The sequence below is a fragment of the Vibrio sp. SCSIO 43132 genome (assembly GCF_019904195.1).
Lineage (GTDB): Bacteria > Pseudomonadota > Gammaproteobacteria > Enterobacterales > Vibrionaceae > Vibrio > Vibrio nigripulchritudo.
The window spans coordinates 3,389,870-3,413,203 of record NZ_CP063199.1 but is presented as its reverse complement, the minus strand read 5'-3'; the positions used below and the strand labels follow the sequence as shown (position 1 = coordinate 3,413,203).

Annotated in this window: 23 protein-coding genes; 12 read left to right on the top strand and 11 right to left on the bottom strand. The window is 46.6% G+C overall.

Going from position 1 to position 23,334, the window contains the following annotated elements:
* Positions 1 to 19 precede the first annotated feature (19 nt).
* Positions 20 to 784: an enoyl-CoA hydratase-related protein gene (locus INR79_RS15265; RefSeq protein WP_004401756.1), complete on the top strand. Its 765-nt coding sequence runs from the start codon at positions 20 to 22 to the stop codon at positions 782 to 784.
* A 6-nt stretch (positions 785 to 790) separates the two neighbouring features.
* Here the strand turns inward: INR79_RS15265 and INR79_RS15260 are convergent, their stop codons facing one another.
* The 4 genes from INR79_RS15260 to INR79_RS15245 all read right to left on the bottom strand — a co-directional run bounded on the left by INR79_RS15260 (position 791) and on the right by INR79_RS15245 (position 4,912).
* On the bottom strand, positions 791 to 2,236 hold the full coding sequence (locus tag INR79_RS15260) for a sensor histidine kinase (protein WP_223094966.1): 1,446 nt from the start codon (positions 2,234 to 2,236) through the stop codon (positions 791 to 793).
* The gene (locus tag INR79_RS15255) at positions 2,233 to 3,039 is read right to left on the bottom strand and encodes a response regulator transcription factor (RefSeq protein ID WP_004401758.1); all 807 of its coding nucleotides are present in this window, start codon (positions 3,037 to 3,039) and stop codon (positions 2,233 to 2,235) included. The genes INR79_RS15260 and INR79_RS15255 overlap by 4 nt, the downstream gene beginning before the upstream one ends.
* Positions 3,040 to 3,205: 166 nt before the next feature.
* Positions 3,206 to 3,403 carry a hypothetical protein gene (locus INR79_RS15250; protein WP_004401759.1) on the bottom strand — a complete coding sequence of 66 codons (198 nt, stop codon included), beginning with the start codon at positions 3,401 to 3,403 and terminating at the stop codon, positions 3,206 to 3,208.
* A gap of 135 nt (positions 3,404 to 3,538) precedes the next feature.
* Positions 3,539 to 4,912 carry a PhoH family protein gene (locus INR79_RS15245; RefSeq protein ID WP_004401760.1) on the bottom strand — a complete coding sequence of 458 codons (1,374 nt, stop codon included), beginning with the start codon at positions 4,910 to 4,912 and terminating at the stop codon, positions 3,539 to 3,541.
* Between the two features lie 422 nt (positions 4,913 to 5,334).
* Here INR79_RS15245 and rapA point away from each other — a divergent pair, with 422 nt between their 5' ends.
* The 3 genes from rapA (at position 5,335) to INR79_RS15230 (ending at position 10,068) form a co-directional block, all read left to right on the top strand.
* On the top strand, positions 5,335 to 8,244 hold the full coding sequence (gene rapA / locus INR79_RS15240) for an RNA polymerase-associated protein RapA (protein WP_223094964.1): 2,910 nt from the start codon (positions 5,335 to 5,337) through the stop codon (positions 8,242 to 8,244).
* Between the two features lie 93 nt (positions 8,245 to 8,337).
* On the top strand, positions 8,338 to 9,075 hold the full coding sequence (gene rluA / locus INR79_RS15235; protein WP_223097032.1) for a bifunctional tRNA pseudouridine(32) synthase/23S rRNA pseudouridine(746) synthase RluA: 738 nt from the start codon (positions 8,338 to 8,340) through the stop codon (positions 9,073 to 9,075).
* Positions 9,076 to 9,114: 39 nt separating this feature from the next.
* Entirely contained in the window at positions 9,115 to 10,068 is a 954-nt protein-coding gene (locus INR79_RS15230) for a D-2-hydroxyacid dehydrogenase (RefSeq protein WP_223094962.1), read from the top strand.
* A gap of 57 nt (positions 10,069 to 10,125) precedes the next feature.
* Here the strand turns inward: INR79_RS15230 and INR79_RS15225 are convergent, their stop codons facing one another.
* From INR79_RS15225 to argR, 4 genes are all read right to left on the bottom strand, one after another.
* Positions 10,126 to 10,566, bottom strand: coding sequence for a universal stress protein (locus INR79_RS15225; RefSeq protein ID WP_223094960.1), 441 nt, complete (start codon positions 10,564 to 10,566; stop codon positions 10,126 to 10,128).
* Positions 10,567 to 10,620: 54 nt separating this feature from the next.
* Positions 10,621 to 13,203 carry a TRAP transporter permease gene (locus tag INR79_RS15220; protein WP_223094958.1) on the bottom strand — a complete coding sequence of 861 codons (2,583 nt, stop codon included), beginning with the start codon at positions 13,201 to 13,203 and terminating at the stop codon, positions 10,621 to 10,623.
* A 273-nt stretch (positions 13,204 to 13,476) separates the two neighbouring features.
* Positions 13,477 to 14,445, bottom strand: a complete 969-nt coding sequence (locus tag INR79_RS15215; protein ID WP_223094956.1) for a TAXI family TRAP transporter solute-binding subunit — start codon at positions 14,443 to 14,445, stop codon at positions 13,477 to 13,479.
* A 318-nt stretch (positions 14,446 to 14,763) separates the two neighbouring features.
* Positions 14,764 to 15,234 carry a transcriptional regulator ArgR gene (gene argR / locus INR79_RS15210; protein WP_004401767.1) on the bottom strand — a complete coding sequence of 157 codons (471 nt, stop codon included), beginning with the start codon at positions 15,232 to 15,234 and terminating at the stop codon, positions 14,764 to 14,766.
* A gap of 375 nt (positions 15,235 to 15,609) precedes the next feature.
* On the opposite strand from argR, the gene mdh reads away from it, so the two are divergent.
* Both mdh and INR79_RS15200 read left to right on the top strand, forming a co-directional pair.
* Positions 15,610 to 16,545, top strand: a complete 936-nt coding sequence (mdh, locus tag INR79_RS15205; protein ID WP_022551553.1) for a malate dehydrogenase — start codon at positions 15,610 to 15,612, stop codon at positions 16,543 to 16,545.
* A 123-nt stretch (positions 16,546 to 16,668) separates the two neighbouring features.
* Positions 16,669 to 16,854, top strand: coding sequence for a hypothetical protein (locus tag INR79_RS15200; protein WP_004401769.1), 186 nt, complete (start codon positions 16,669 to 16,671; stop codon positions 16,852 to 16,854).
* A 62-nt stretch (positions 16,855 to 16,916) separates the two neighbouring features.
* On the opposite strand, the gene ispB is transcribed toward INR79_RS15200, so the two are convergent.
* A complete protein-coding gene (gene ispB, locus INR79_RS15195) occupies positions 16,917 to 17,888 on the bottom strand; it encodes an octaprenyl diphosphate synthase (protein WP_004401770.1) in 972 nt (323 codons plus the stop codon).
* A gap of 268 nt (positions 17,889 to 18,156) precedes the next feature.
* Here ispB and rplU point away from each other — a divergent pair, with 268 nt between their 5' ends.
* The 6 genes from rplU to folA all read left to right on the top strand — a co-directional run bounded on the left by rplU (position 18,157) and on the right by folA (position 22,023).
* Positions 18,157 to 18,468, top strand: coding sequence for a 50S ribosomal protein L21 (gene rplU / locus INR79_RS15190; protein WP_004401771.1), 312 nt, complete (start codon positions 18,157 to 18,159; stop codon positions 18,466 to 18,468).
* 22 nt (positions 18,469 to 18,490) lie between these two features.
* Complete coding sequence (gene rpmA / locus INR79_RS15185) at positions 18,491 to 18,748, top strand: 50S ribosomal protein L27 (RefSeq protein ID WP_004401772.1); 258 nt, start codon at positions 18,491 to 18,493, stop codon at positions 18,746 to 18,748.
* 259 nt (positions 18,749 to 19,007) lie between these two features.
* A complete protein-coding gene (gene cgtA, locus INR79_RS15180) occupies positions 19,008 to 20,174 on the top strand; it encodes an Obg family GTPase CgtA (protein WP_004401774.1) in 1,167 nt (388 codons plus the stop codon).
* A 100-nt stretch (positions 20,175 to 20,274) separates the two neighbouring features.
* Positions 20,275 to 21,042, top strand: a complete 768-nt coding sequence (locus INR79_RS15175) for a threonine/serine exporter family protein (RefSeq protein WP_223094954.1) — start codon at positions 20,275 to 20,277, stop codon at positions 21,040 to 21,042.
* Positions 21,039 to 21,503, top strand: a complete 465-nt coding sequence (locus INR79_RS15170) for a threonine/serine exporter family protein (protein WP_410482884.1) — start codon at positions 21,039 to 21,041, stop codon at positions 21,501 to 21,503. Before INR79_RS15175 ends, INR79_RS15170 begins: the two co-directional genes overlap by 4 nt.
* A gap of 34 nt (positions 21,504 to 21,537) precedes the next feature.
* On the top strand, positions 21,538 to 22,023 hold the full coding sequence (gene folA, locus INR79_RS15165; RefSeq protein ID WP_223094948.1) for a type 3 dihydrofolate reductase: 486 nt from the start codon (positions 21,538 to 21,540) through the stop codon (positions 22,021 to 22,023).
* Positions 22,024 to 22,102: 79 nt separating this feature from the next.
* Here the strand turns inward: folA and INR79_RS15160 are convergent, their stop codons facing one another.
* Both INR79_RS15160 and apaG read right to left on the bottom strand, forming a co-directional pair.
* A complete protein-coding gene (locus INR79_RS15160; RefSeq protein ID WP_223094946.1) occupies positions 22,103 to 22,915 on the bottom strand; it encodes a symmetrical bis(5'-nucleosyl)-tetraphosphatase in 813 nt (270 codons plus the stop codon).
* A 12-nt stretch (positions 22,916 to 22,927) separates the two neighbouring features.
* A complete protein-coding gene (gene apaG / locus INR79_RS15155) occupies positions 22,928 to 23,308 on the bottom strand; it encodes a Co2+/Mg2+ efflux protein ApaG (RefSeq protein ID WP_004401779.1) in 381 nt (126 codons plus the stop codon).
* Positions 23,309 to 23,334: the final 26 nt, after the last annotated feature.

Below are 23,334 nucleotides of genomic sequence, written 5' to 3'. Positions count from 1 at the left end.
TCTAGCAAGGAGAAAGGTCATGATTATCCAAACTGAACTAATCGGTCGCGTCGTTCTTATTCGACTCAACCGACCTGATAAACTCAACGCCCTCAACAGTGAAGTCATGTCTGCGATTACGCAGACATTGACTGAGTACGATCAAAACCCTGATATCGGCTGTTTTGTGATAACGGGGTCAGAGCGGGCTTTCGCTGCTGGTGCTGATATCGCAGAAATGTCAGACAAAAGCTACAGTGAAATGCTCAGCACGGATTACTTTTCAGGTTGGGATGCGTTTTGCTCCCTCCGGACTCCCAAGATTGCTGCGGTGTCTGGTTACGCATTGGGGGGAGGGTGTGAACTCGCCATGATGTGCGATCTGATATACGCCGCCGAATCGGCACTGTTTGGGCAGCCGGAGATTAAACTGGGTGTTATTCCAGGCATTGGAGGGACTCAGCGTCTGACTCGTTTGGTCGGCAGAGCCAAGGCGATGGATCTGATTCTCACAGGTCGAATGATGGATGCGTTGGAAGCCGAAAGAGCAGGTTTGGTCGCAAGAGTAATGCCGGATGAAACCTTACTGGAAGAGACATTAGCGATTGCCAAAGTCATTGCCAGCTACAGCAAACCATCGGTATTAGTCGCCAAAGAAGCGATTGATCGGGCTGAACAAGTGCCACTTAAGGAAGGGTTGTTGTTTGAAAGAAGAGTATTCCACTCTCTGTTTGCAACCAGTGATCAGAAAGAAGGGATGCACGCTTTTTTAGAAAAACGTGCTCCTAACTTTCAGGGACATTGATTAGGGTTAACCAATGTGATTGATGGCGCTGTTAACCGCTAAACCATCTGAAATCGGTTCGGCTTGCAGTCTGAATTTGGCGATAAACAAGCCCGGTTGTTCCGAGATTTCAAGTTTGGACTGATGCAGCGCCAGTATCGCATTGACGGTTTTAAGCCCCATACCTAACTCGCCACCGCTGTTAGCTGGGGCAACTGTATTGATGATCACAATGCTGATGTCCCGAACGTGCAATTGCGAAGACAGCCCAGAATGCGGTTTGACAAACAGTTGAATGGTGGCGTGTTCCGGGCTGTGTCGGATGGCATTTTCCATCAGGTTATCCATCAGACGATTTAGCAGCTTTTTATCGGCATGCACTAACGCGTTAACTGAAATCGTGGTGAAAATATCCAACGACTTTTTCTCCAGCCCCATTTCAAAACGATCTTTCAGCTCTTTGATAAACTCACTCACATCGATGGCTTCGGGTGCAACTTCGGGCTCAACCAGCTCCTTTTTTGCGGCTTCAAACTGTTCTTTAAGCTGTTCGTGAAGCTTTAACGCATTGCTGTGGGCAGTAGAGACAAGTTCTGCATTTTGTTTGCCATCGATTAACCAGGTCTCCAGATAACCTTGTATATTGGCTAACGGAGTTTTCAGGTCATGACTTAAGCGCATCAGATATTCACGCCTTGAATGCTCTTGCTGTCGAAGCCTCAGAAACTGCCATTGTATGTGCTCAAGCAGGTAACCAAACTGTCTGGAAAGCGGCATCAATTCAGAAACAGGCACTTTAAGGTTGGGTTCAACGCGAAAATTCTCCTTAGCGGAGTGTTCAATCTGGCGAATCAGATGCTGGCTCGGATTAAGAAGATCTTTTTTGATTAAGCGATAAATCAGGAAGGTGAACAATAAAATCAGAGCGATACCGCCGACCAAGATGGGTGAGTATTGAATCATATAACGATTCACACGCGCGATGGCGGAAGACTGTCGACCAATTAACACGTAAAGGTAGCCTTCAACCCCTTCTGCCCCCTGAATTTCAGAAACTGAAAACACTTTCTGGCGAGACATGTCACGAGGATCATCTCCTAAAATGGGTAAGTTGCCGCCTTTAAGGAACTGCTTTATCGGAGCGATGTCAACGCGGGGCGCAAACTCAACCCCTTCTTTTAGCCCTGTCGTGGTGATCTTCCCTGTTTTATCCAGAAAGTAGATTTCAAAATCGGGACCTAGCATCATCAATGTATGGAAGATGCTTTTCAACGCTTTAGGGGAGTAATCATTCCCCTCCATCAGCGGGTTTTCGTCTCGCATGTGGCGAGCCAGATCTTTATGAAGAAACTGACGGGCACTTTGTTCGCTGTTTTGCCAGGTCATGTGGAAATGGTAGGTAAGGAGAGGAATGCTCACCAAAGCCCAGACAAGAGAAAGCAGGAAGAGGCGTTTTTGAAACGAACGGGTCATGGTCTCGCCTCATGCTGAAATTTGTATCCGACGCCCCACACGGTTCGAATGTAGCGGATTTTGTTTTGAGGCTTTTCTATTTTGTTTCTCAGTCGGTTGATGGTGCTGCACACCGTGTGATGGTAGCCGTCATAGTCGGTATCCCATACTCTCATGAGCAGTTCATCTTTGGTGAATACTCTTCCCGGTTTGCTGGCAAGGCAGTAAAGCAGGGAGAATTCGGTTGGCGTAAGATTGACGTTTGCTCCGGCAAGGCGTACTTCATGCTGCTTTTTGGAAATAACCAGCTCGTCGAAGATCAAAGCGGCAGGCGTATCCCGTTCAACCTGCTCGGGAGCAAGCTGGTGGGTTGAATGGTTCGCAACCTGCCAGTCTGGGTTGGCTTGTGGTGGCGTCACATCTGATGCATTGTCGCTGGCATCTTGCCAGTGGGAGTGCTGAGCCCTTCGTAGCAAAGCCCGGACTCTGGCCTGAAGTTCGATCACACTGAACGGTTTGGTCAGGTAATCGTCCGCTCCGGCTTCCAGTCCATCCACCATATCATGCTCGCTGGTTAAGGCTGTCAGCATAAGGACGGGGATCCCGATATGTTGTTGGCGTAATAGTTTGCACATTTCAGTGCCGTCACCGTCACACAGCTTTCTGTCCAGAATAACCGCGTCTGCCAACCCCTGGCAGGCGATCTGATACCCTTCGCTGATGTGAGATGTAAGAATGGTTTTGTAACCCTGAACCTTCAAATTAAGGCTGATCAGGTTCGCCATATCCTGGTCGTCTTCGACCACTAGAATCGTATATGACATCGTGACTTCCCTCTCTAGTCGATTCAAGAAGTAGACCAATTCTGGTGTGCTTCTCTTTCAGACCAACGTCAGGAAATTCGCTTTTAGGATAGAAAAGTGGAACTGGTCTCAAAAATGATTGAAGAGTGAAACACAGGGAAAATTAGCGTGTCACGAAATGAGCTTTTCAGGAAGAAAAGAGCGTAGGTGAGTAGTCAAAACGCCAGGTCCATCGCTCAAAGGCGTTCGTTTTATTCACATTTTGAAGATGACGAATAATATCAACCGCTTTGATTGAACCCATGTAAGTATCATCGGGTTCGAACTCGTCAATCAGGACTGATTGGTCGAGGGTACTTTCCAGTTGTAAATAGATTCTCGCCATCGTTCACCTCACTATTGATAGAATTCTTGGTCTCTGAACCTAATTATTACCAGCAAAAGCGATAAGTTGAACGTCGGGTATGTAAGCGTATGTCAGGAAGTGCCTCTCACATGGTGTGAGAGGCACTTAGGGTTATTACAGGTTTTCTTCAGCAAACTCTGCCAGGCGGCTACGTACAACACCATTTAGATGCACGTTGGCACTGCCTTCAAAGTTTTTGAAGCGCTCAACCATATAGGTCAAACCCGAGGTGACCGGGGTCAGGTAAGGGGAGTCGATCTGTGCCAGGTTACCGGAGCACACGATCTTAGTCCCTTCACCACAACGTGTGATGATGGTTTTGATTTGAGAGGCCGTCAGGTTCTGACACTCATCCAGCAACACAAAGGCATTCTGAATAGAACGACCGCGCATAAAGTTGATCGACTTAAATTGAATGTTGGCCTTATCACAAATGTATTTGAGCGAACCTTCAGTGCAGTGGTCGTTTTTATGCAGTGCTTCTAACGTATCGGTGACGGCTGCCAACCATGGCATCATCTTCTCTTCTTCCGTCCCCGGTAAGAAGCCGATGGATTCACCAATGTCTGGTGTATTTCGGGTGACGATGATCTTGTCGAACTGATTGCGTTCAATTGACATGTCCAGCGCAGCAGCCATGGCTAACATGGTTTTACCGCTGCCCGCCGCACCAGTGAGGATGACCAAATCAATATCCGGGTCGAGCAGAGCATCAAGCGCCATACCCTGATAGATATTTTTTGGTCTCACATCCCATGCCTGGCGGTTCATCAGGCGCTCTCGGCTAAGATGTTTGAGGGTGACTGTCTGCTTGTCCATTGAATCGACACGAGCTGCAAAGTCGGTATCTTTATCTACGATGTATTGGTTGATGAAAGTAGGTTCTAGCGACTCTTTGTTGATGTCGTGATAGGTTCGACCGGCTTCGCTGCGGCTTTCTACCTTTTCTATGTTTGTCCAGAAATCCCCTTCGTAGGTATGGAAGCCCTTGGTCAGGAACTGAACATCGTCAATCAACTGATCGGTGCGGTAATCCTCTACGAACCGCACGCCAGCACCTTTGGCGCGTAATCGCATATTAATGTCTTTGGTTACAAGAACCACTTCACGGGGTGATCGTTTGTTCTGCAGGTAAATCACCCCGTTTAAAATTCGGTTATCGCCTTCTTTGTCGGCAAACGCGCGGACGGTTTCCTGCAATTCAAAATCGGCAAGAATGGCGAGCGTGCCGCTGGCGTTGTCTTTGGAGAGAGGAATGCCTTCAGAGATTTGGTCTGGCGTGGCATCGTGAAACAGGTTTTCCATTGCTCGAATCGCTACGCGTGCGTCCCTTGCTACATCGCGTTTACTGTCTTTGATTCGGTCGAGTTCTTCGAGGACGGTCATTGGAATGACCACATCATGTTCTTGAAAGGAATAAATTGCGAAAGGTTCGTGCAGAAGGATATTCGTATCCAGTACAAAGATTTTCCGGTCGGTATCGCCCATAAGCGTCTCCTTTTCTGCCGCAGCAGAGTGCTTAGCCAAGCATTTGTCTGAGGCATAGGTCACTGCAGAAGGCGAGGGGTACCAAAACCCCAAAAAGGTACCGCTAGGAGAGTGACATACTTCAGACCCGTTAAGATACCAAACTCAACACCTTTCCTGTTTCGGTGCGAGCTCATTAGTAAGTATAAGCAACAGTTCATGGGTTTGTAATTTAGATTTGTCACAACTCTTTTACACTTTGATTGCAAATGCGAAATGGGTAAAAAAAAGCGTCAAATTACTCGCGATGAACGTGACGCGAATCACGTGTTCAAGTAAGATGAGCGCCCTTTTGAACAGGGTGAAGAAAAAACACAGGATTCTATCCTTCACGTATAATTGCCTTGTAGAAACAGAACATATCAATTGAGGTAGTCAATCACATGACATTTGCTTTAGGTCAACGCTGGATCAGTGACACAGAAAGTGACTTGGGTTTGGGTACGGTAGTGGCGCTGGACGCCAGAACCGTGACTTTGCTATTTGCGGCGTCGGAAGAAAACCGAGTGTATGCCCGCTCAGATGCCCCGGTAACTCGCGTGACGTTCAATGTTGGTGATGTGATTGATTCCCATGAAGGCTGGAGCCTGAAAGTCGACCAGGTTGTTGATGACAACGGCGTCTTATCTTACCTAGGTACACGTACTGACACCGAAGAAACTGGCGTGTTACTGCGCGAAATCATGCTCAGTCATCAAATCCGTTTCAATAAGCCTCAGGACAAACTGTACGCCGGTCAAATTGATCGCATGGACAACTTTGTTTTGCGTTACCGCGCTCTGAATAATCAGTATCAGCAGCATAAAAGCCCAATGCGCGGTTTGTGTGGTATGCGTGCAGGTCTAATTCCTCATCAGCTTTACATCGCTCACGAAGTGGGTCGCCGACATGCACCGCGTGTTCTCCTTGCTGATGAAGTAGGTTTAGGTAAAACCATCGAAGCAGGCATGATCATCCACCAGCAGGTGTTATCTGGTCGCGCTGAGCGCATCCTGATTGTGGTGCCAGAAACCCTTCAGCATCAGTGGCTGGTGGAAATGATGCGCCGCTTCAACCTGCACTTCTCAGTGTTTGACGAAGAGCGTTGTATTGAAGCGTACGCCGAAGCGGATAACCCGTTTGACACTCAGCAATACGTGCTGTGTTCTCTGGATTTTTTACGCAAGAGCAAAAAGCGTTTTGAACAGGCTCTGGATGCAGACTGGGATCTTCTGGTGGTCGACGAAGCGCATCACCTAGAGTGGAGTCAGGACAACCCAAGCCGCGAATATCAGGTGGTAGAAGGTCTGGCGCAGCGTACGGCTGGAGTGTTATTGCTTACCGCAACACCAGAGCAGTTAGGTCATGAAAGCCACTTTGCCCGTCTTCGTCTTCTCGACCCTGATCGTTTTTACGATTACGAGGCTTTTGTAAAAGAAGAGCAGCAATACGCGCCGGTTGCTGATGCCGTCGCAACTCTGTTTTCTGGTGAAAAACTGGAAAATGAGGCGAAAAACCAAATTACTGAATTGCTTTCCGAGCAGGATGTCGAGCCATTGTTCCGCATCATAGAAGGCAATTGCGAAGAAGAAGAAAAAGCCAAAGCGCGCCAAGAGTTAATCGATAACTTGATGGACCGTCACGGTACAGGTCGCGTACTTTTCCGTAATACTCGTGCGGCAATCAAAGGCTTCCCGGAGCGAAACGTACACCTTCTGCCAATGGATATTCCGAGCCAGTACACCACGGCTATGAGAGTGGCAGGCATGTTAGGCGGGCAGATGAGCGCAGAAGCCCGCGCTATGAAGATGCTTTATCCAGAAGAAATCTATCAGGAATTTGAAGGCGACAGCGCAACCTGGTGGCAGTTCGACTCCCGAGTAAACTGGCTTATCGAAAAAGTGAAGGCCAAGCGTAGCGAGAAGGTTTTGGTGATTGCTTCTCGTGCCAATACTGCACTTCAACTTGAACAGGCTCTTCGTGAACGTGAGGGCATACGTGCCACGGTTTTCCATGAAGGGATGTCGATTCTGGAACGTGATAAAGCCGCCGCTTACTTTGCGCAGGACGAAGGTGGCGCGCAGGTGCTGATTTGTTCTGAGATTGGTTCGGAAGGTCGTAACTTCCAGTTTGCTAACCAATTAGTGATGTTTGATCTGCCATTTAACCCTGACTTGTTAGAGCAGCGAATCGGTCGTCTGGACCGTATTGGACAGCAACGCGACATCGATATCTACGTGCCTTATCTTAAAGGGACTTCTCAAGCGATTCTTGCACGCTGGTTTGATGAAGGTCTGAGTGCCTTTGGAGAAACATGCCCGACAGGGCGTGCAGTTTACGATCAGTATTCCGAGCAACTAATCGAGATGTTGGCGTCAGGCAATACTGAAACGCTGGACGAAGTGATTGAACACTCACGTCATATGAACCAAGAGCTGAAATCCAAGCTAGAGCAAGGTCGCGACCGTTTGCTTGAGATCCACTCCAATGGTGGTGAAAAAGCGCAAGGGATTGTTGAGCAAATTGAATCGACCGACGGCGATACTAATCTGGTTACGTTCGCTCTTAGCCTTTTCGATACCATTGGTCTGAATCAGGACGATAAAGGCGAAAATGCGCTGGTGGTGACGCCGTCTGAGCACATGATGGTGCCGAGCTACCCGGGTCTGCCTTATGAAGGCGCGACCATTACTTTTGATCGTGACACCGCGCTTTCTCGCGAAGACATGCACTTCATGAGCTGGGAGCATCCAATGATTCAGGGTGGCATTGATTTGCTGCTAAGCGAAGGGGTAGGCACCTCGGCGGTATCGCTTCTGAAAAACAAAGCGCTGCCAGTGGGTACGATTCTTCTGGAGCTGGTTTATCTGGTGGATGCGCAAGCGCCTAAACGCAGTGGCTTGTCTCGCTTCTTACCGCAAACCCCAATTCGCATGATGCTGGATGGCAAAGGCAACGACTTGTCTGAACAGGTTGAGTTTGAAGGCTTCAACCGTCAGTTAAGCCCTGTGAATCGTCATCTAGCAAGCAAGCTAGTGAATTCGGTTCAGAATGACGTTCACAAGTTGATAGAAGCGGGTGAAGGACACATTCAGGGTCACCTTGAAAAGGTACGTGAGGGAGCATTGAAAGACATGCAATCCAGCTTGAATGGTGAACTAGAAAGACTGCAGGCATTAAAAGCCGTCAATCCGAACATTCGAGATGAAGAGCTGGAAGCGATTGAAGCCCAAATCAAAGAACTGACGGGTTACATCCAAAGCGCTCAGATTCAATTGGACTCGCTCCGCCTGATTGTGGTGAGCCACAACTAAAGCAGGGTATAGATGCAAAGGAGAAGTGGGCAGCCATTTCTCCTTACTCTTTCAGCTAATCAAAGTGTTAAACCAATCGAACGCGTCTTTGTTATGGCAATGCTTGAATACATTCCCCCCACAGAACCTTGGACAGACATCAGTTATCAGGATGAAGATATTCTGATTGCCAATAAGCCGTCTGGCTTACTGTCTGTTCCCGGTAAAGCGCCAGAGCACGCAGACTGCATGTGGAGCCGTTTGCGTGAAACGTATTCTGAGATAGAAGTGGTGCATCGGCTGGATATGTCGACTTCTGGCTTGATGCTGTTCGCCAAACACAAGGAAGCAGAGCGAGCACTGAAAAAGCAGTTTCAGTATCGCTTAACCCATAAGATCTATTACGCTCGCGTTTGGGGGCATCCCGAAAACGATCAGGGTGAAGTCGATTTGCCGCTGATTTGCGACTGGCCAAATCGCCCTCGCCAGAAAGTTTGTTTTGAGCATGGAAAAGCTTCATTGACTCGCTATCAAGTCGTTAAGCGTGAAGAGAAGACGTCCATCGTCAGGTTATTACCTATCACCGGACGCTCTCACCAATTAAGAGTTCACATGCAAGCTTTAGGTCACGCAATTGTTGGGGATGAGTTTTATGCGTCTCCAGAAGCCATGGCGTTTGCCGATAGGCTGGAGTTGCATGCAACAGAGCTGACGTTTTACCACCCGACAACGCAACAATTACAGGCGATGTTCGTGCCTTGTGATTTTTATCCCGAAGCGAAACCCGAAATTCTGCAACAATTTCAGCTCGATAACACATTACCGGATTATAAGACCCTGCCTACACCCTAGGTCAACAGACCCTAATAAAAGGCAGGAAAGGAGCCTTCAATGAAAATCGTCTTTCTAGACAGAGACACCATTCCTGCCCAGATTCCCGTTCCAAAACCTGCTTTTGATCATGAGTGGATAGAGTATTCACTCACGACAGTCGAAGAAACGGCAAGTCGCATTCAGGACGCCGACATCATCATTACCAACAAAGTGGTTCTGAACTCCGACAACCTGCAAGCTGCGGTGTCGGTTAAGCTGATAGCTGTTGCGGCGACTGGCACCAACAACATCGATCTTGAGTACTGTAGAAGCCGTGGTATCGCTGTTTGTAATATCCAAGGATATGCGACTCAATCAGTTCCTGAGCACGTTATTGCGTCGGTGTTTGCGCTAAGACGCAACCTTATGGCGTACCATCAAGATATCGCTAATGGTGAATGGCAGAAGAAAAAGCAGTTCTGCTTTTTTACTCACCCAATCGGTGATATTGCCGGTTCCACAATGGGCATCATTGGCTCGGGCGCACTGGGAAGAGCGACAGGCGAACTTGCAAGATCCGTGGGTATGAATGTCATTTACGCTGAACGCAAAGGTGAATCGGAATGTCGTCAGGGTTATTCACCCTTTGACCAAGTGTTGATCGAGTCGGATGTTATCAGTTTGCACTGCCCACTTACCGAAAGTACCCTCAACCTGATTGGCGCATATGAGCTCAAGCAAATGAAGAACAACGCTATTCTCATTAATGCAGGTCGAGGTGGCTTAGTTGACGAGAACGCGCTGGTGGAAGCACTTCAATCCAATGCCATTGCAGGTGCCAGTGTAGATGTATTTACCCAAGAGCCCGCCGACGAGTCTAACCCTCTGATAGCGAATATGGATTTACCCAATCTATTGCTGACACCTCATGTGGCCTGGGGAAGCGACAGCGCGATCACTCGCCTATGTGAAATTCTGGTCGAGAATATTGAGTCTTATGTCGATGGGGAATTACACAACCGAGTGGTTTAGAACATACAAAAAAGCACGCTGAATAGCGTGCTTTTCACTTCTGTAAGGTATTGAACTTTAACCTTGTGGTTTCACCACCAATACACTGACTTTGGTGCTTTGCACAACCTTAGATGCGACTGAACCCAATACTGCCTTGTTTAGCTTAGAACGCTTGTGACTAGGCATGATGATAAGGTCAACATTGAGTTTGTCTGCATGTTTAAGAATGGCAGCGTAAGGCTTGCCTTCAGCGACATGTGCTTCGTTTGTGATTTTTGCTTTGGTTAGGCTTTCGTCTGCTACTTTCTGCAACTGTGCTTTTACGTCTTTCTTCATCTGGCTGGCCGCGTCTTTTGGAAAGTACGTAGCGACCATGGAGTTATGAATACCCGGAAGAACAGTTAGTAGGTGGACTTTTGCATCTGAGTTTTTAGCGTGCCAAACAGCCAGCTCAATGGCTTTATCAGCAAAGCCTTCGTCATTAAGGTCGACGGGAACCAGTATATTTTTATACATAGCTTATCTCTTGTAAGGCAGCACCCGATTGGGTGCTGCCGATTTTAGAATGAATTAAGCTGGAATGGCGTCTTTCATCGCGCGACGTCGTTGGTTCCAGGCCATGGCAAACAAAATCAGAAGGGCAGGAACAAACACCCACTCTTTCATTGGGCGATCCGCGTCCAGAACGACTGATTTGATTTCCCAGTCAAAATCGATACCAGATGCTTCAGCAGGGCTGCCAAACTCGACCATATCAACAATCATACGACCATCGACTTCATTCAGCATCAGACCCATGGAGCTCACTCGCTCTTCACCTGTTGCGGCTGAATCTTCGAATGGCAGACGTACTGTCTTTTCACTGTAATCGCCATCTAGGTTTTCACCGCCCACACGAAGTTCCAGAGTCTGACCTATGTTCAGACCTTCTGCAATTTCAACAATCTGATTACCTTCATAGTAATCTTTTGCCGGGTAAAGCATGTCCCACCAGAAACCCGGACGGAAGAAGGAGAATGTCAGCACCAACAATAGTACGGTTTCCCACCATTTGTTTCTCGTGAACCACCAGCCTTGCGTTGCTGCTGAGAAAATCAGCATTGCGATAATGGAAGAAATCACCGTCAGAAGCAGATGCCACCACGAGTCAATTCCCATCATCAGTAGCTGGGTATTGAAAATGAACATGAATGGCAATATTGCGGTTCGGATGTCGTAGGTAAAGCCCTGAATACCAGTTTTGATTGGGTCAGACTTTGCAATCGCTGCTGCAGCAAAAGCAGCCAGACCAACTGGTGGCGTATCATCGGCTAAGATACCGAAGTAGAACACAAACAGGTGAACGGCAATCAGAGGAATGATCAGACCATGAGCTGCACCCAGTGTCACGATGACTGGAGCCATCAGAGTCGATACTACGATGTAGTTTGCGGTGGTAGGAAGACCCATACCCAGAATCAGTGAGATAACCGCAGTGAACAGAAGCATCAGGATAACGCTGCCGCCTGAGATAAACTCAACGAAGTCTGTCATTACCAAGCCGATACCTGTCAGAGTAACTACGCCTACAACCGTACCAGCGGCTGCTGTCGCAACACCGATACCAATCATATTACGAGCACCAGAGACCAGTGCTTCCGCCAGGTCAACAAAACCCTCTTTTGCTTGAGTGGCAACGCTGTCACCAGATTTAGACATGATGGCAAGCAGAGGACGTTGAGTGATCAAAATGAAGATCATGAACACTGTTGCCCAGAAAGCAGACAGACCAGGTGAGAATCGCTCTACAGTTAGACACCAAACCAACACAACGATAGGTAGAAGGTAATGCAGGCCAGACTTAATGGTTGGACCCGGTTCAGGGACTTCGGTTAACTCGGAATCAATCGAAATGTTACCTTCCTTCATGTGCTTAGAAGACACGCGAATCAGTGCTACATATGCCACAAGTAAAGCAACAGTCACGATCGGCGTTGCCGCTTCGCCAAACACATCCTTCGTCCAGCCTACACCGTAGTACACCAATGCACTGATGATACACAGACCTAAAATTGTTCCTGTAAAGGAAAGAAGGCTCTGCACCAGTGTTGGGTTATGGCGACGAGGCAGACCCGTCATGCCTGCTTTACAGGCTTCAAGGTGAACGATGTAAATCAAAGCGATGTAAGAAATCAAAGCAGGCAGAAGTGCTGCTTTAATCACTTCAACATAAGAAATGCCCACGTATTCCACCATCAGGAATGCGGCAGCACCCATGATTGGCGGTGTTAGCTGACCATTTGTGGATGCAGCAACTTCAACGGCACCAGCTTTAGTGCCTGGAAATCCGACTCGCTTCATCAGTGGAATAGTAAATGTACCTGTGGTCACAACGTTGGCAATAGATGAGCCAGAAACCAGACCAGAAAGACCTGAAGCCACTACCGCTGCTTTTGCAGGACCACCACGCATGTGACCGAGTAGTGAGAATGCGACTTTGATGAAGTATGCCCCTGCACCCGCTCGCTCTAACATTGCACCAAACAATACGAACAGGAATACGAAAGAAGTCGATACACCCAATGCAACGCCAAATACCCCTTCAGTTGTTAACCAAAGGTGTGACATGGCCTTATTCAGACTTGCGCCTTTGTGGGCAATTACGTCTGGCATGTATGGACCTGCAAAGGTGTAGGTTAAGAAGACCGCTGCAACCACCATGAGTGGAGGACCAAGCGCGCGACGAGTCGCTTCTAGCAATAGCACCATACCAGTAACGGCTGCTACGATATCAAACGTAGTGGGTGCGCCAGAACGCCCTGCGAGCTCGGTATAAAATAGATAAATGTATGCCGCTGAAAAGCTACCTGCCAGTGCCAAAACCCAGTCGATAAGGGGAATATGATCCCTTGGGGAGTTTTTCATCGCTGGGTAAGCAGTAAATGCCAGGAAGATTGCAAATGTCAGGTGGATTGCTCGGGCTTCTGTGTCGTTCAGAACGAAAATATTGAAAATAAATGGCAGAGGTGATGCGTACCACAGTTGGAAAAGGGACCAACAAAGAGGGACAAACCATAAGATCCGACCTGGAATACCTGAAGGGTTTCGTGCTCCGGTGTCGGCCTGTGCCACCATATCTTGCACATCTTGAGACGGTGTTGTTGTCTGCGTCATGTACGTTATCCTTATTATTTTTGGTGTTTTGTGCTGCGTATCCTGCAGCCGATCGTTCATTTAATGTAACGAAAAAATCTTAACAAAATATTAACAAGTGTATTCAGTCTAGCTATTGAGACTACTCAAGACAATAATCGGTGTTTTGAAACAGTGCATCAGTCAGAATTATCGTAGGTACTGTCTGGAGAGCGACTGTTTGTATGCGCTGTCAAAAGGCAATAAAAAGGAGGCAAACGCGCCTCCTTTTTTGTCGTTTAAAGAGCAGGCGCTTTATTTAAGCAGACCAATTTCTCTGTAGTATTTCTCAGCACCTGGGTGTAGAGGAATGGAAAGACCCGCTTTCACCATGTCTTCTTTCTTCAGGTTTGCAAATGCTGGGTGCAAACGCTTAAACGTGCTGAAGTTTTCGAATACCGCTTTTACTACGTTGTAAGCAACTTCGTCAGATACGTCTGAAGTGGTTACCATCGTTGCAGCAACACCAAAGCTCTTAACGTCGCCATCAGTACCACGGTACATACCAGCAGGTACGTTGCTGTAAGCGTAGTAAGGGTTGTCCGCTACGATCTTGTCGATCTCTTTACCTGTTGCAGACACCAGTTTCGCGTCACAAGATGTTGTCGCTTCTTTAATAGAGCCGTTCGGGTGACCGACCATGTAAATGAATGCGTCAATCTTGTTATCACAAAGTGCTTGTGAACGCTCAGAACCTTTTAGCTCAGATGCCAGCTTAAAGCTGTCGTTTGTCCAGCCAAATGACTCCATCACTACGCCCATTGTTGCGCGATCACCAGAACCAGGGTTACCGATGTTCACACGCTTGCCTTTAAGGTCAGCAACGTTTTCAATGTTTGCGTCTGCACGTGCAATGATGTTGAACGGTTCAGTGTGAAGAGAGAACATAGCACGCAGCTTTTTGTACGGACCCTGTTCAGAGAATTTACTTGTACCGTTGTAACCGTGGAACTGCCAGTCTGACTGAACAACGCCAAAGTCCAGTTCACCAGCTCGAATGGTATTTACGTTGTAGATAGAACCGCCAGTGGATTCTACTGAACAACGAATATTGTGTTCTTTACGACCTTTGTTCACTAGCTTACAAATCGCTCCACCTGTTGGGTAGTAAACGCCAGTAACGGAGCCTGTACCAATGGTAATGAATTCTTGAGCGTGAACAGAACCAGCGCCTGCAACGGCTGCTGCAATCGCACTGATTTTTACAAGGTGTTTAAATGCCATGAATTTCCCTTCCTTATTTTCATTATTCGCCACGTGATGTGGAATAGCTTCCTATTGGAAACGGCATCTTTTTCAGTCCATTAGATGAAAAAGTGGCTGAATAATAGCAAAAATCAGGTTGGAAATTACAAGAATGTTAATTTCTATAGACGATAAGTCTGGAGGCGAAATGGAATAAAGGAAATAAATAACCCCATAAAATCTTTGTTTTTCATGGGGTTAGAGTTTGGGGTTTAGTTAAGTAGCAGATTGTATTTTTTGTGATCTACTTCACTTATTGAGTGTAATCATCAAAAATAATATTTCAGCGTGTGAAAATTAACCAGCGTATTCAAACAATTCGCAAACCGAACGGAATAATTCTTCGGTTGTAACAGGCAATGTAGGGGTGATGAATATGGTGTCGTCACCAGCAACCACACCCAGAATGCCTTCGGATTTTCCAAGGGAGTCAAGTAGTCGGGCAATCAGTTGAGCTGCTCCCGGACCCGTGTGGATGACAACAAGAGCGTTGTTGTGGTCAATATCCAAAACCAACTCTCTTAAAGAGCTGGAAACCGTTGGAACCCCAAGTTCTGCTGGAAGGCAATATACCATTTCCATTTTGGCATTGCGGGTACGCACTGCACCAAATTTAGTCAACATACGTGAAACTTTAGATTGGTTGATGTTTTCAAAACCTTCCAGCTTCAACGCATCGACAATTTCACCTTGTGAGCCAAAACGCTCTTCTTTTAGTAGCGCTTTAAACGCGCGCACAAGGGTGTCTTGCTTTTCTGTATTTCGCATGATTCTCAGTTTCATATAATTAAAACTATTTTTGTTATTTTTGCATAGATAATGTGCCTTCACCAACTTCTGCCCGATTTCTGCTACTAAAGTCACTTGTAGTTGTGCCAAAGTCACGAGAATATATGAGATTAATGCCACAAAAAATTTTTGAATCCAACTTGTTGTAGCTTCAATGTTTTAAGAGCATGCTCTAGCTTCATTTTGTGGCACGTCAGAGGTGAGTTGCGCGAAGTCGCAAAGCTGGGGTTAATTAATTGTAATAAGATCGTAGTTACTATAATTTCTTATTTACATATGAGGTTAAAAAACCCAACTCCCAAACGTTTCATACCTTAACGTGAAGTATTGCTAAATTACCCAAGGAGAATAACCATGAAAGTAGCCGTCATTGGTGCCGCAGGAGGCATTGGCCAAGCACTTGCACTTCTACTCAAGAACCGTTTACCAGCAGGTTCTGATCTTGCACTTTACGATATCGCTCCAGTCACTCCAGGTGTTGCAGCGGACTTGAGCCACATCCCAACGCCGGTTTCAATTAAAGGTTATGCAGGTGAAGATCCTACACCAGCACTGGAAGGTGCAGACGTTGTACTGATTTCCGCTGGTGTTGCACGTAAGCCAGGTATGGATCGTGCGGATCTGTTTAATGTGAATGCGGGCATCGTTAAGTCGCTTGCTGAGAAGATTGCTGTTGTTTGCCCTTCGGCATGCGTTGGTATCATTACAAACCCAGTAAACACGACTGTTCCAATTGCTGCAGAAGTACTGAAGAAAGCAGGCGTTTACGACAAGCGTAAGCTATTTGGTGTAACTACTCTGGACGTCATCCGTTCTGAAACTTTTGTTGCTGAGCTGAAAGACAAAGATCCAGGCGACATTCGCGTTCCTGTTATCGGCGGTCACTCTGGTGTGACTATTCTTCCTCTGCTTTCTCAAGTTGAAGGTGTAGAGTTCACTGACGAAGAAGTTGAAGCTCTGACTAAGCGTATCCAAAATGCAGGTACTGAAGTCGTAGAAGCAAAAGCGGGTGGCGGTAGTGCAACGCTTTCGATGGGTCAGGCGGCATGTCGTTTCGGTCTGGCACTTGTTAAAGCGCTTCAGGGTGAAGAAGGTGTTATTGAGTGCGCTTACGTTGACGGTGGCAGCGAGCACGCAGAATACTTTGCTCAGCCAGTTAAACTTGGTAAGAACGGTGTAGAAGAAGTATTGAGCTACGGTGAGATCAGTGCTTACGAGCAGGCTGCACTGGATGGCATGTTAGATACACTGAAAGGTGATATCGCTATCGGTGTTGACTTCGCTAAGTAATCACCAGGGGTCATTGACCCGAAGCCATTAAATGTAAAAGTCGACCTTTTGGGTCGGCTTTTTTGATCGCTCTTACTATGTTTTACGTAGTTCAATTCGTGCTAGGTAAGTAGGAGAGTGAAAGTGGATATTTCCAGACTGACAAAAGGAATGTGGGTAGAAAAAGATGACTGCGTGGCAGAGGTCTTAATCGTAGATACAGCAACCAACATGGTGTTGATGGAAAACACAAAATCTAATCAACAGATAATGCAATCCATCAGTGAGCTAGAACAGAGCTGGCATATTTACAATGGCTGTTTAGGGTAAACGAATAAGCGCTCCCAGTGGAGCGCTTATTCTTAGTGGTCAGTGTTAACAGACATTAACTGTTACTTACTGCGTTTCACCGCCATATGGGCAAGCGTCACCAGTGCTTCTTTGTATTCTGACTCCGGCAGTACATCAAGTTCGGCGATAGCTTTATCAGCTTCTTTATTTGCTAAATCTGTAGTGTACTCAAGAGATCCTGTCTCTTTCATTGCCTGAAGAATGTCATCCAGACGCTCCATGCCATTGGCTTTTTCAATCGCCTCGTGGATCATCTCACGTTGCGCTTCAGTACCATTTCTCATTGCGTAAAGAAGAGGAAGGGTAGGTTTGCCTTCTGCGAGGTCATCACCCACATTTTTGCCCATCTCTTTGCCGTCTGCCGTGTAATCCAAAACATCATCAATTAACTGAAAAGCTGTACCTAGGTACTTGCCGTAGTTTTGCAAGGCTGTTTCTATTTCTGGTGATGAGTCCGTCAGGATTGCGCCAATTTGAGTAGCCGCCTCAAACAGTCGTGCTGTTTTTGAGTAGATGACTTGCATGTAGCTTTCTTCAGTAGTGCTTGGGTCATTACAGTTCATTAACTGCTGCACTTCACCTTCAGCAATGATGTTTACGGCATCGCTCATCAATTTAAGGATCTTCATGGATCCTAGCTCAGTCATCATCTGGAAAGAGCGAGTATAGATAAAGTCACCCACCAATACGCTTGCCGCATTACCAAACGCTGCGTTGGCTGTTGCTTTGCCTCGACGCATGTCTGATTCATCGACAACGTCATCATGCAGCAATGTAGCAGTGTGAATAAACTCAATAAATGCAGCTGCAGTGGTGTGACTGCTTCCTTGGTATCCCAATGCACGTGCAGAAAGCACAGCAAGAAGTGGGCGTAGGCGTTTGCCGCCTCCACTCACAATATAAAATCCAAGTTGATTAATTAAACTTACATCCGAGTTGAGTTGAGCAAGGATGGTTTCGTTCACTTTTGCCATATCATCGGCTGTGAGCGCTTGGATAGCTTTAAAATCCATTGTACTTCCGGCTGAGGTTAGACCCTGTAAGGCTTAATGATTTTGATTTATTGCTGAATATTACACTAAAAATCGTTGCGAAATGCATTATCTAACGGCATGATTGGCTCACTTTTCTTTGGCGATTAGCTTTTCGCCAATTTTTTCAAAATATGGCTTGTCATAGGGTTGTCCTTTCTGTAGAATCTGCGCCCTATTGATGATTAGTTTAGCGCACACCCAAGATGCTCAACAAAGCATAGGCTGTGCGGAAAAAGCGGAGTAAAATATGTACGCTGTTTTCCAATCTGGTGGTAAACAACACCGTGTAAGCGAAGGTCAAACTCTTCGTTTAGAGAAATTAGACGTTGAAACAGGCGCAACTGTTGAGTTCGATAAAGTTCTTCTTGTAGCTAACGGTGAAGAAATCACTGTTGGTGCTCCTCTAGTAGAGGGTGGCAAGGTTACTGCTGAAGTGGTTCAGCACGGTCGTGGCGACAAAGTTAAAGTCGTTAAGTTCCGTCGTCGTAAGCACTCTCGTAAGCAACAAGGTCACCGTCAGTGGTTCACAGAAGTGAAAATCACTGGCATCAACGCTTAATCGAAATTAGGAGAGTTTAACAATGGCACACAAAAAAGCTGGCGGTTCTACTCGTAACGGTCGTGATTCAGAAAGTAAACGTCTTGGTGTTAAGCGTTTCGGTGGCGAATCTGTACTAGCGGGTAACATCATCGTTCGTCAACGTGGTACTAAGTTCCACGCTGGTAACAACGTAGGTTTGGGTAAAGACCACACTCTATTCGCTCTAACTGACGGTAAAGTTAAGTTCGAAGTGAAAGGTCCTAAAAACCGTAAATTCGTTAGCATCGAAGCTGAATAATTTTAGTTTCTAGCTGAATTCAAAAGCCCTGCCGATTCGGCGGGGTTTTTTATTTATGACAGAGCACAAAGCACAATTTTCTGGCGATAGAAACCTTTATCCAGATAAGCACAATTAAGGCGTGCTAGAAACTTTTTCTTTTTGTTCTTGAATGCAGACCGATCCTGGATCTCAGGTGATCGATCTTACATCTGGATCTGCTAGAATTTATATCACTTTACTCGAGTGGTATTGAAACGCAAAAAATGCGGAGTAAGAGATGAAATTCGTTGATGAAGCGGTAATTAAAGTAGAGGCTGGCGACGGTGGTAACGGCGTTGTTAGCTTTTGGCGTGAGAAGTTTGTCGCCAAAGGTGGTCCTGATGGTGGTGATGGTGGTGATGGTGGTGATGTTTACGTCCAGGCGGATGAAAACTTAAATACGCTTATCGACTATCGCTTCCAGCGCTTCTATAACGCTGATCGTGGTGAAAATGGTCGTGGTGGTAACTGTACGGGTAAGCGCGGCAAAGACATTACGTTGAAAGTACCTGTGGGTACGCGTGCGGTTGATATCCATACTAACGAAATTGTAGGCGAAGTCGCCGAACACGGTAAAAAAATCATGGTTGCCAAAGGTGGCTGGCATGGTTTAGGTAACACGCGTTTCAAATCATCCGTTAACCGTGCTCCTCGTCAAAAGACAATGGGTACCAAAGGCGAAGTTCGCGAATTGCGCCTTGAACTTCTTCTGCTTGCCGATGTTGGTATGCTTGGCCTGCCTAATGCAGGTAAGTCTACGTTTATTCGAGCGGTATCTGCAGCGAAGCCGAAAGTGGCGGATTATCCGTTTACCACTCTCATTCCAAGCTTAGGCGTAGTGAGTGTCGTACCTGAGAAGAGCTTTGTTGTTGCGGATATTCCTGGTCTTATTGAAGGTGCTGCGGATGGTGCTGGATTGGGTATTCGTTTCTTGAAACATCTTGAGCGCTGCCGAGTCTTACTGCACATGATCGACATTATGCCGATCGATCAGTCGGATCCTATCCAAAATGCTCTGACCATTATTGATGAGCTTGAGCAATACAGTGAAAAAGTCGCTCAAAAGCCTCGCTGGTTGGTATTCAATAAGACTGACTTGATGCCAGAAGAAGAAGCCAATGAGAAAATCCAAGAGATTTTGGATGCTCTGGGTTGGGAAGACGAGTACTTTAAAGTTTCTGCTGTTAACAAGCAGGGCACTAAAGAGCTTTGTTACAAACTGGCTGACTTTATGGAAAATCTACCACGTGAAGTAGAAGAAGAGACCGAGGAAGACAAGGTCGACTTTATGTGGGACGACTACCATAAAGATGCGATGAGTGGAAAAAATGTCATTACCGAAGACGACTGGGATGACTGGGACGATGAAGAAGATGACGGTCACGTTATCTACGTCCGCGATTAAGCTCACTGTTTACAGAAATGCCGCAATCTTTGGTTGCGGCATTTTTTATGTGTAGAAGCTCAGTATACTTTCTGGGCATGAATTGAATGTTTAGGTTGTTATGGAAAACAGTCAGCGAAAAGTGACACGCCTTATCGCTCAGGCAGCGCAAATGCTGCTCGCTCATGGTGCGGAAAGCACGTTGGTGAGTGATATTGCTCGCCGAATAGGTATCGCCAGTAAAATGGATGAAGTGGAAGTATCACTCTCAGCCAGTTCACTTGTTGTGACCACGCTTAAGCACGGCAATTGTATTACCACCGCCAGACGAAGCCCAGACAGAGGCATCAACATGCGCGCAGTCACTCAGATACAGCGCATTTGTATTTTGATGGAGAAAGGGCTTTTAGACAGTGCTTTGGCTCAGGAAAAACTAGACGCAATCACGCCAGAGCGTTACAACCGTTGGCTGGTCGTGGTTATGATTGGACTCTCTTGTGCGTCATTCAGCCGCTTAGCTGGCGGAGACTGGGCAATTTTTGCGATGACGTTCTTGGCGTCTGCACTTGGCATGATCGTTCGTCAGGAAATTGGTCATCGTCACTTTAATCCATTCTTAAATTTCTCCGTGATCGCTTTTGTCACCACCTTAGTTTCTGCTCAGGCGATGCTTTTTCAAATCGGAAACGAACCATTTATAGCAATGGCTTCCTCTGTTCTGATGTTGGTTCCCGGTTTTCCTTTGATTAATGCGGTTGCGGATATGTTGAAAGGTTACGTGGACATGGGCATCGCTCGCTTTGTTATGGCGAGTCTTCTCACTCTGGCAACCGCAATGGGGATAATAGGTGCCATGAATGTCGTTGGTGTATGGGGGTGGATAGGATGAATCTTTTGTTAGCGCTCATCAACGACATGTTTTTCGCAGCAATACCCGCCATAGGGTTTGCTCTGGTTTTCAATGTTCCCGTTAATGCTCTAAAGTTCTGTACCATTGGCGGAGCTATCGGTCACGGCAGCCGTTTCTTATTAATGGAGTACGGTGTGCCTATTGAGTGGGCGACATTTTTGGCTGCTACCATCGTTGGTTTTATCGGAGTGAAATGGTCACACCGATTTTTGGCTCACCCTAAGGTATTTACTGTTGCCGCATTAATTCCTATGGTGCCGGGGGTGTATGCCTTTAAGGCGATGATTGCCTTGGTAGAATTGAATAGCCTTGGTTACAGCGATGCGCTTTTTGGTGCATTGGTTGAAAACTTCCTTAAAGCCATGTTTATCATCGCTGGGCTGGCCATTGGCTTAGCCATGCCCGGTTTGCTATTCTACCGCCGCAAACCCATTGTTTAGATTAATAAAGCGTTAGCCGTTTAAAAGGACCCGAATGAAAATCAGCATGATCGCCGCAATGGCACACAACCGCATTATTGGTAAAGATAACGACATGCCTTGGCACCTTCCTGCCGACTTTGCGTGGTTTAAGCGTTGTACTATGGGTAAGCCTGTTGTTATGGGGCGTAAGACCTATGAGTCGATCGGGCGCCCACTACCTGGGCGACGTAACATTGTCATCAGCCGTGACCCTAACTTGAAAATTGAAGGGGTAGAGACCACTACCAGCATCGATCAAGCAAAACAACTTGTTGAAGGTATTGAAGAGCTAATGATCATTGGTGGCGGTTCAATTTACGCAGAGTGTTTACCAATTGCCGATACCTTGTATATCACTCACATCGATGCGGAAATAGAAGGCGATACGCAGTTCCCTGACTGGGGAGAGGGTTGGAAACAGACCCATACAGAGCATTTTTCAAAAGATGAAAAGAATGCCTATAACCTGGAGTTTGTGGTTTTGGAGCGGGAACAATAAAACAACGATAAATGGGAGAAATTCTGTTTTCTCCCATTGAATGCTCTAATTTGCTGAATGCTTTAATCTACAGAAAGGTTTAATCCGCCGAAAGGGCGCTTTGGGTAAAGATCTGCTTATCTTCCCAGCGAATCATTGTGAGTTCGCCTCCCCAGACACACCCAGTATCCAGACCAATAAGATCTTCTCTTTGAACTCCCTCAAGTGCCGCCCAGTGACCAAATAAAACAGCTTTGCCTAGCGGCTTTCTATCTGGAAGATCAAACCATGGCATTAACGACCCATCTTCTACTTCTGATGGTGGAAGCTTACACGCCATATCCAAACGACCATCGGGAAAAACGAAACGCATTCGAGTGAAAGCGTTAATGGTATAACGGTAACGATCGATGCCTTGTAAATTTTCGTCCCAGGCATCGGGCTGATTGTCATACATATTTTCAAGTAACCATTCCCATCGGTCGCTTTGCAGAACATTTTCCACAATTTTGGCTTCCCGACGCGCAGTTTCTAGGTCCCATTCAGGAGAAATACCAGCATGGCACATCACAAAATCATCGTGTTCAATCATTAGTGGTTGTTCACGTAACCAAGCCATCAATTCATCACAATCTTTAGCATTGATAATTGGCGCAGTTTTGTCTTTCTTCTTTAGAGGGCTAATACCATGATAAACCGCGAGTAAGTGCAGATCGTGATTTCCCAGAATGACTTTTGCCGCTGAACCAAGCTTTTTGACGTACCTGAGTGTTTTTAAAGAGTCTGGTCCTCTGGCAACCAGGTCACCAGCAAACCAGATCGTATCGGAATTCTTGTTGAAGTCTGCTTGTTTGAGCAGAAGTTTCAGTTCTTCGTAACAACCCTGAATATCACCAACAATGTAGTTAGCCAAGAAATGAACTCCTTAATTTAAGATATTGGGAATAGCCAGACGGAAAGGGTCGATGTCTGCTTTGAATTCTGCGCCAGCTTCATCGTGCATGATGTAGTGACCCTGCATGACACCAATGGGGGTTTCGATGGCGGTACCGCTGGTGTAGGTATATTCATCACCTGCCTCGATAACAGGTTGTTCTCCCACGACACCATCACCTTCTACAACTAACTGTTTGCTGTTTCCATCGGTAATCAGCCACTTTCGGCTCATTAGCTGCACGGTTTGCTGGCTGAGATTTTTAATCGTGATGATATAAGCGAAGACGTAGCGGTTTTGATCCGGTTGGGATTGCTCGGGTACATACTTGGTATGCACCTGACATTTAACACAAGGATGGGATACTTCCATATAGGCTCTCCTTGAAGGCGTAAAAA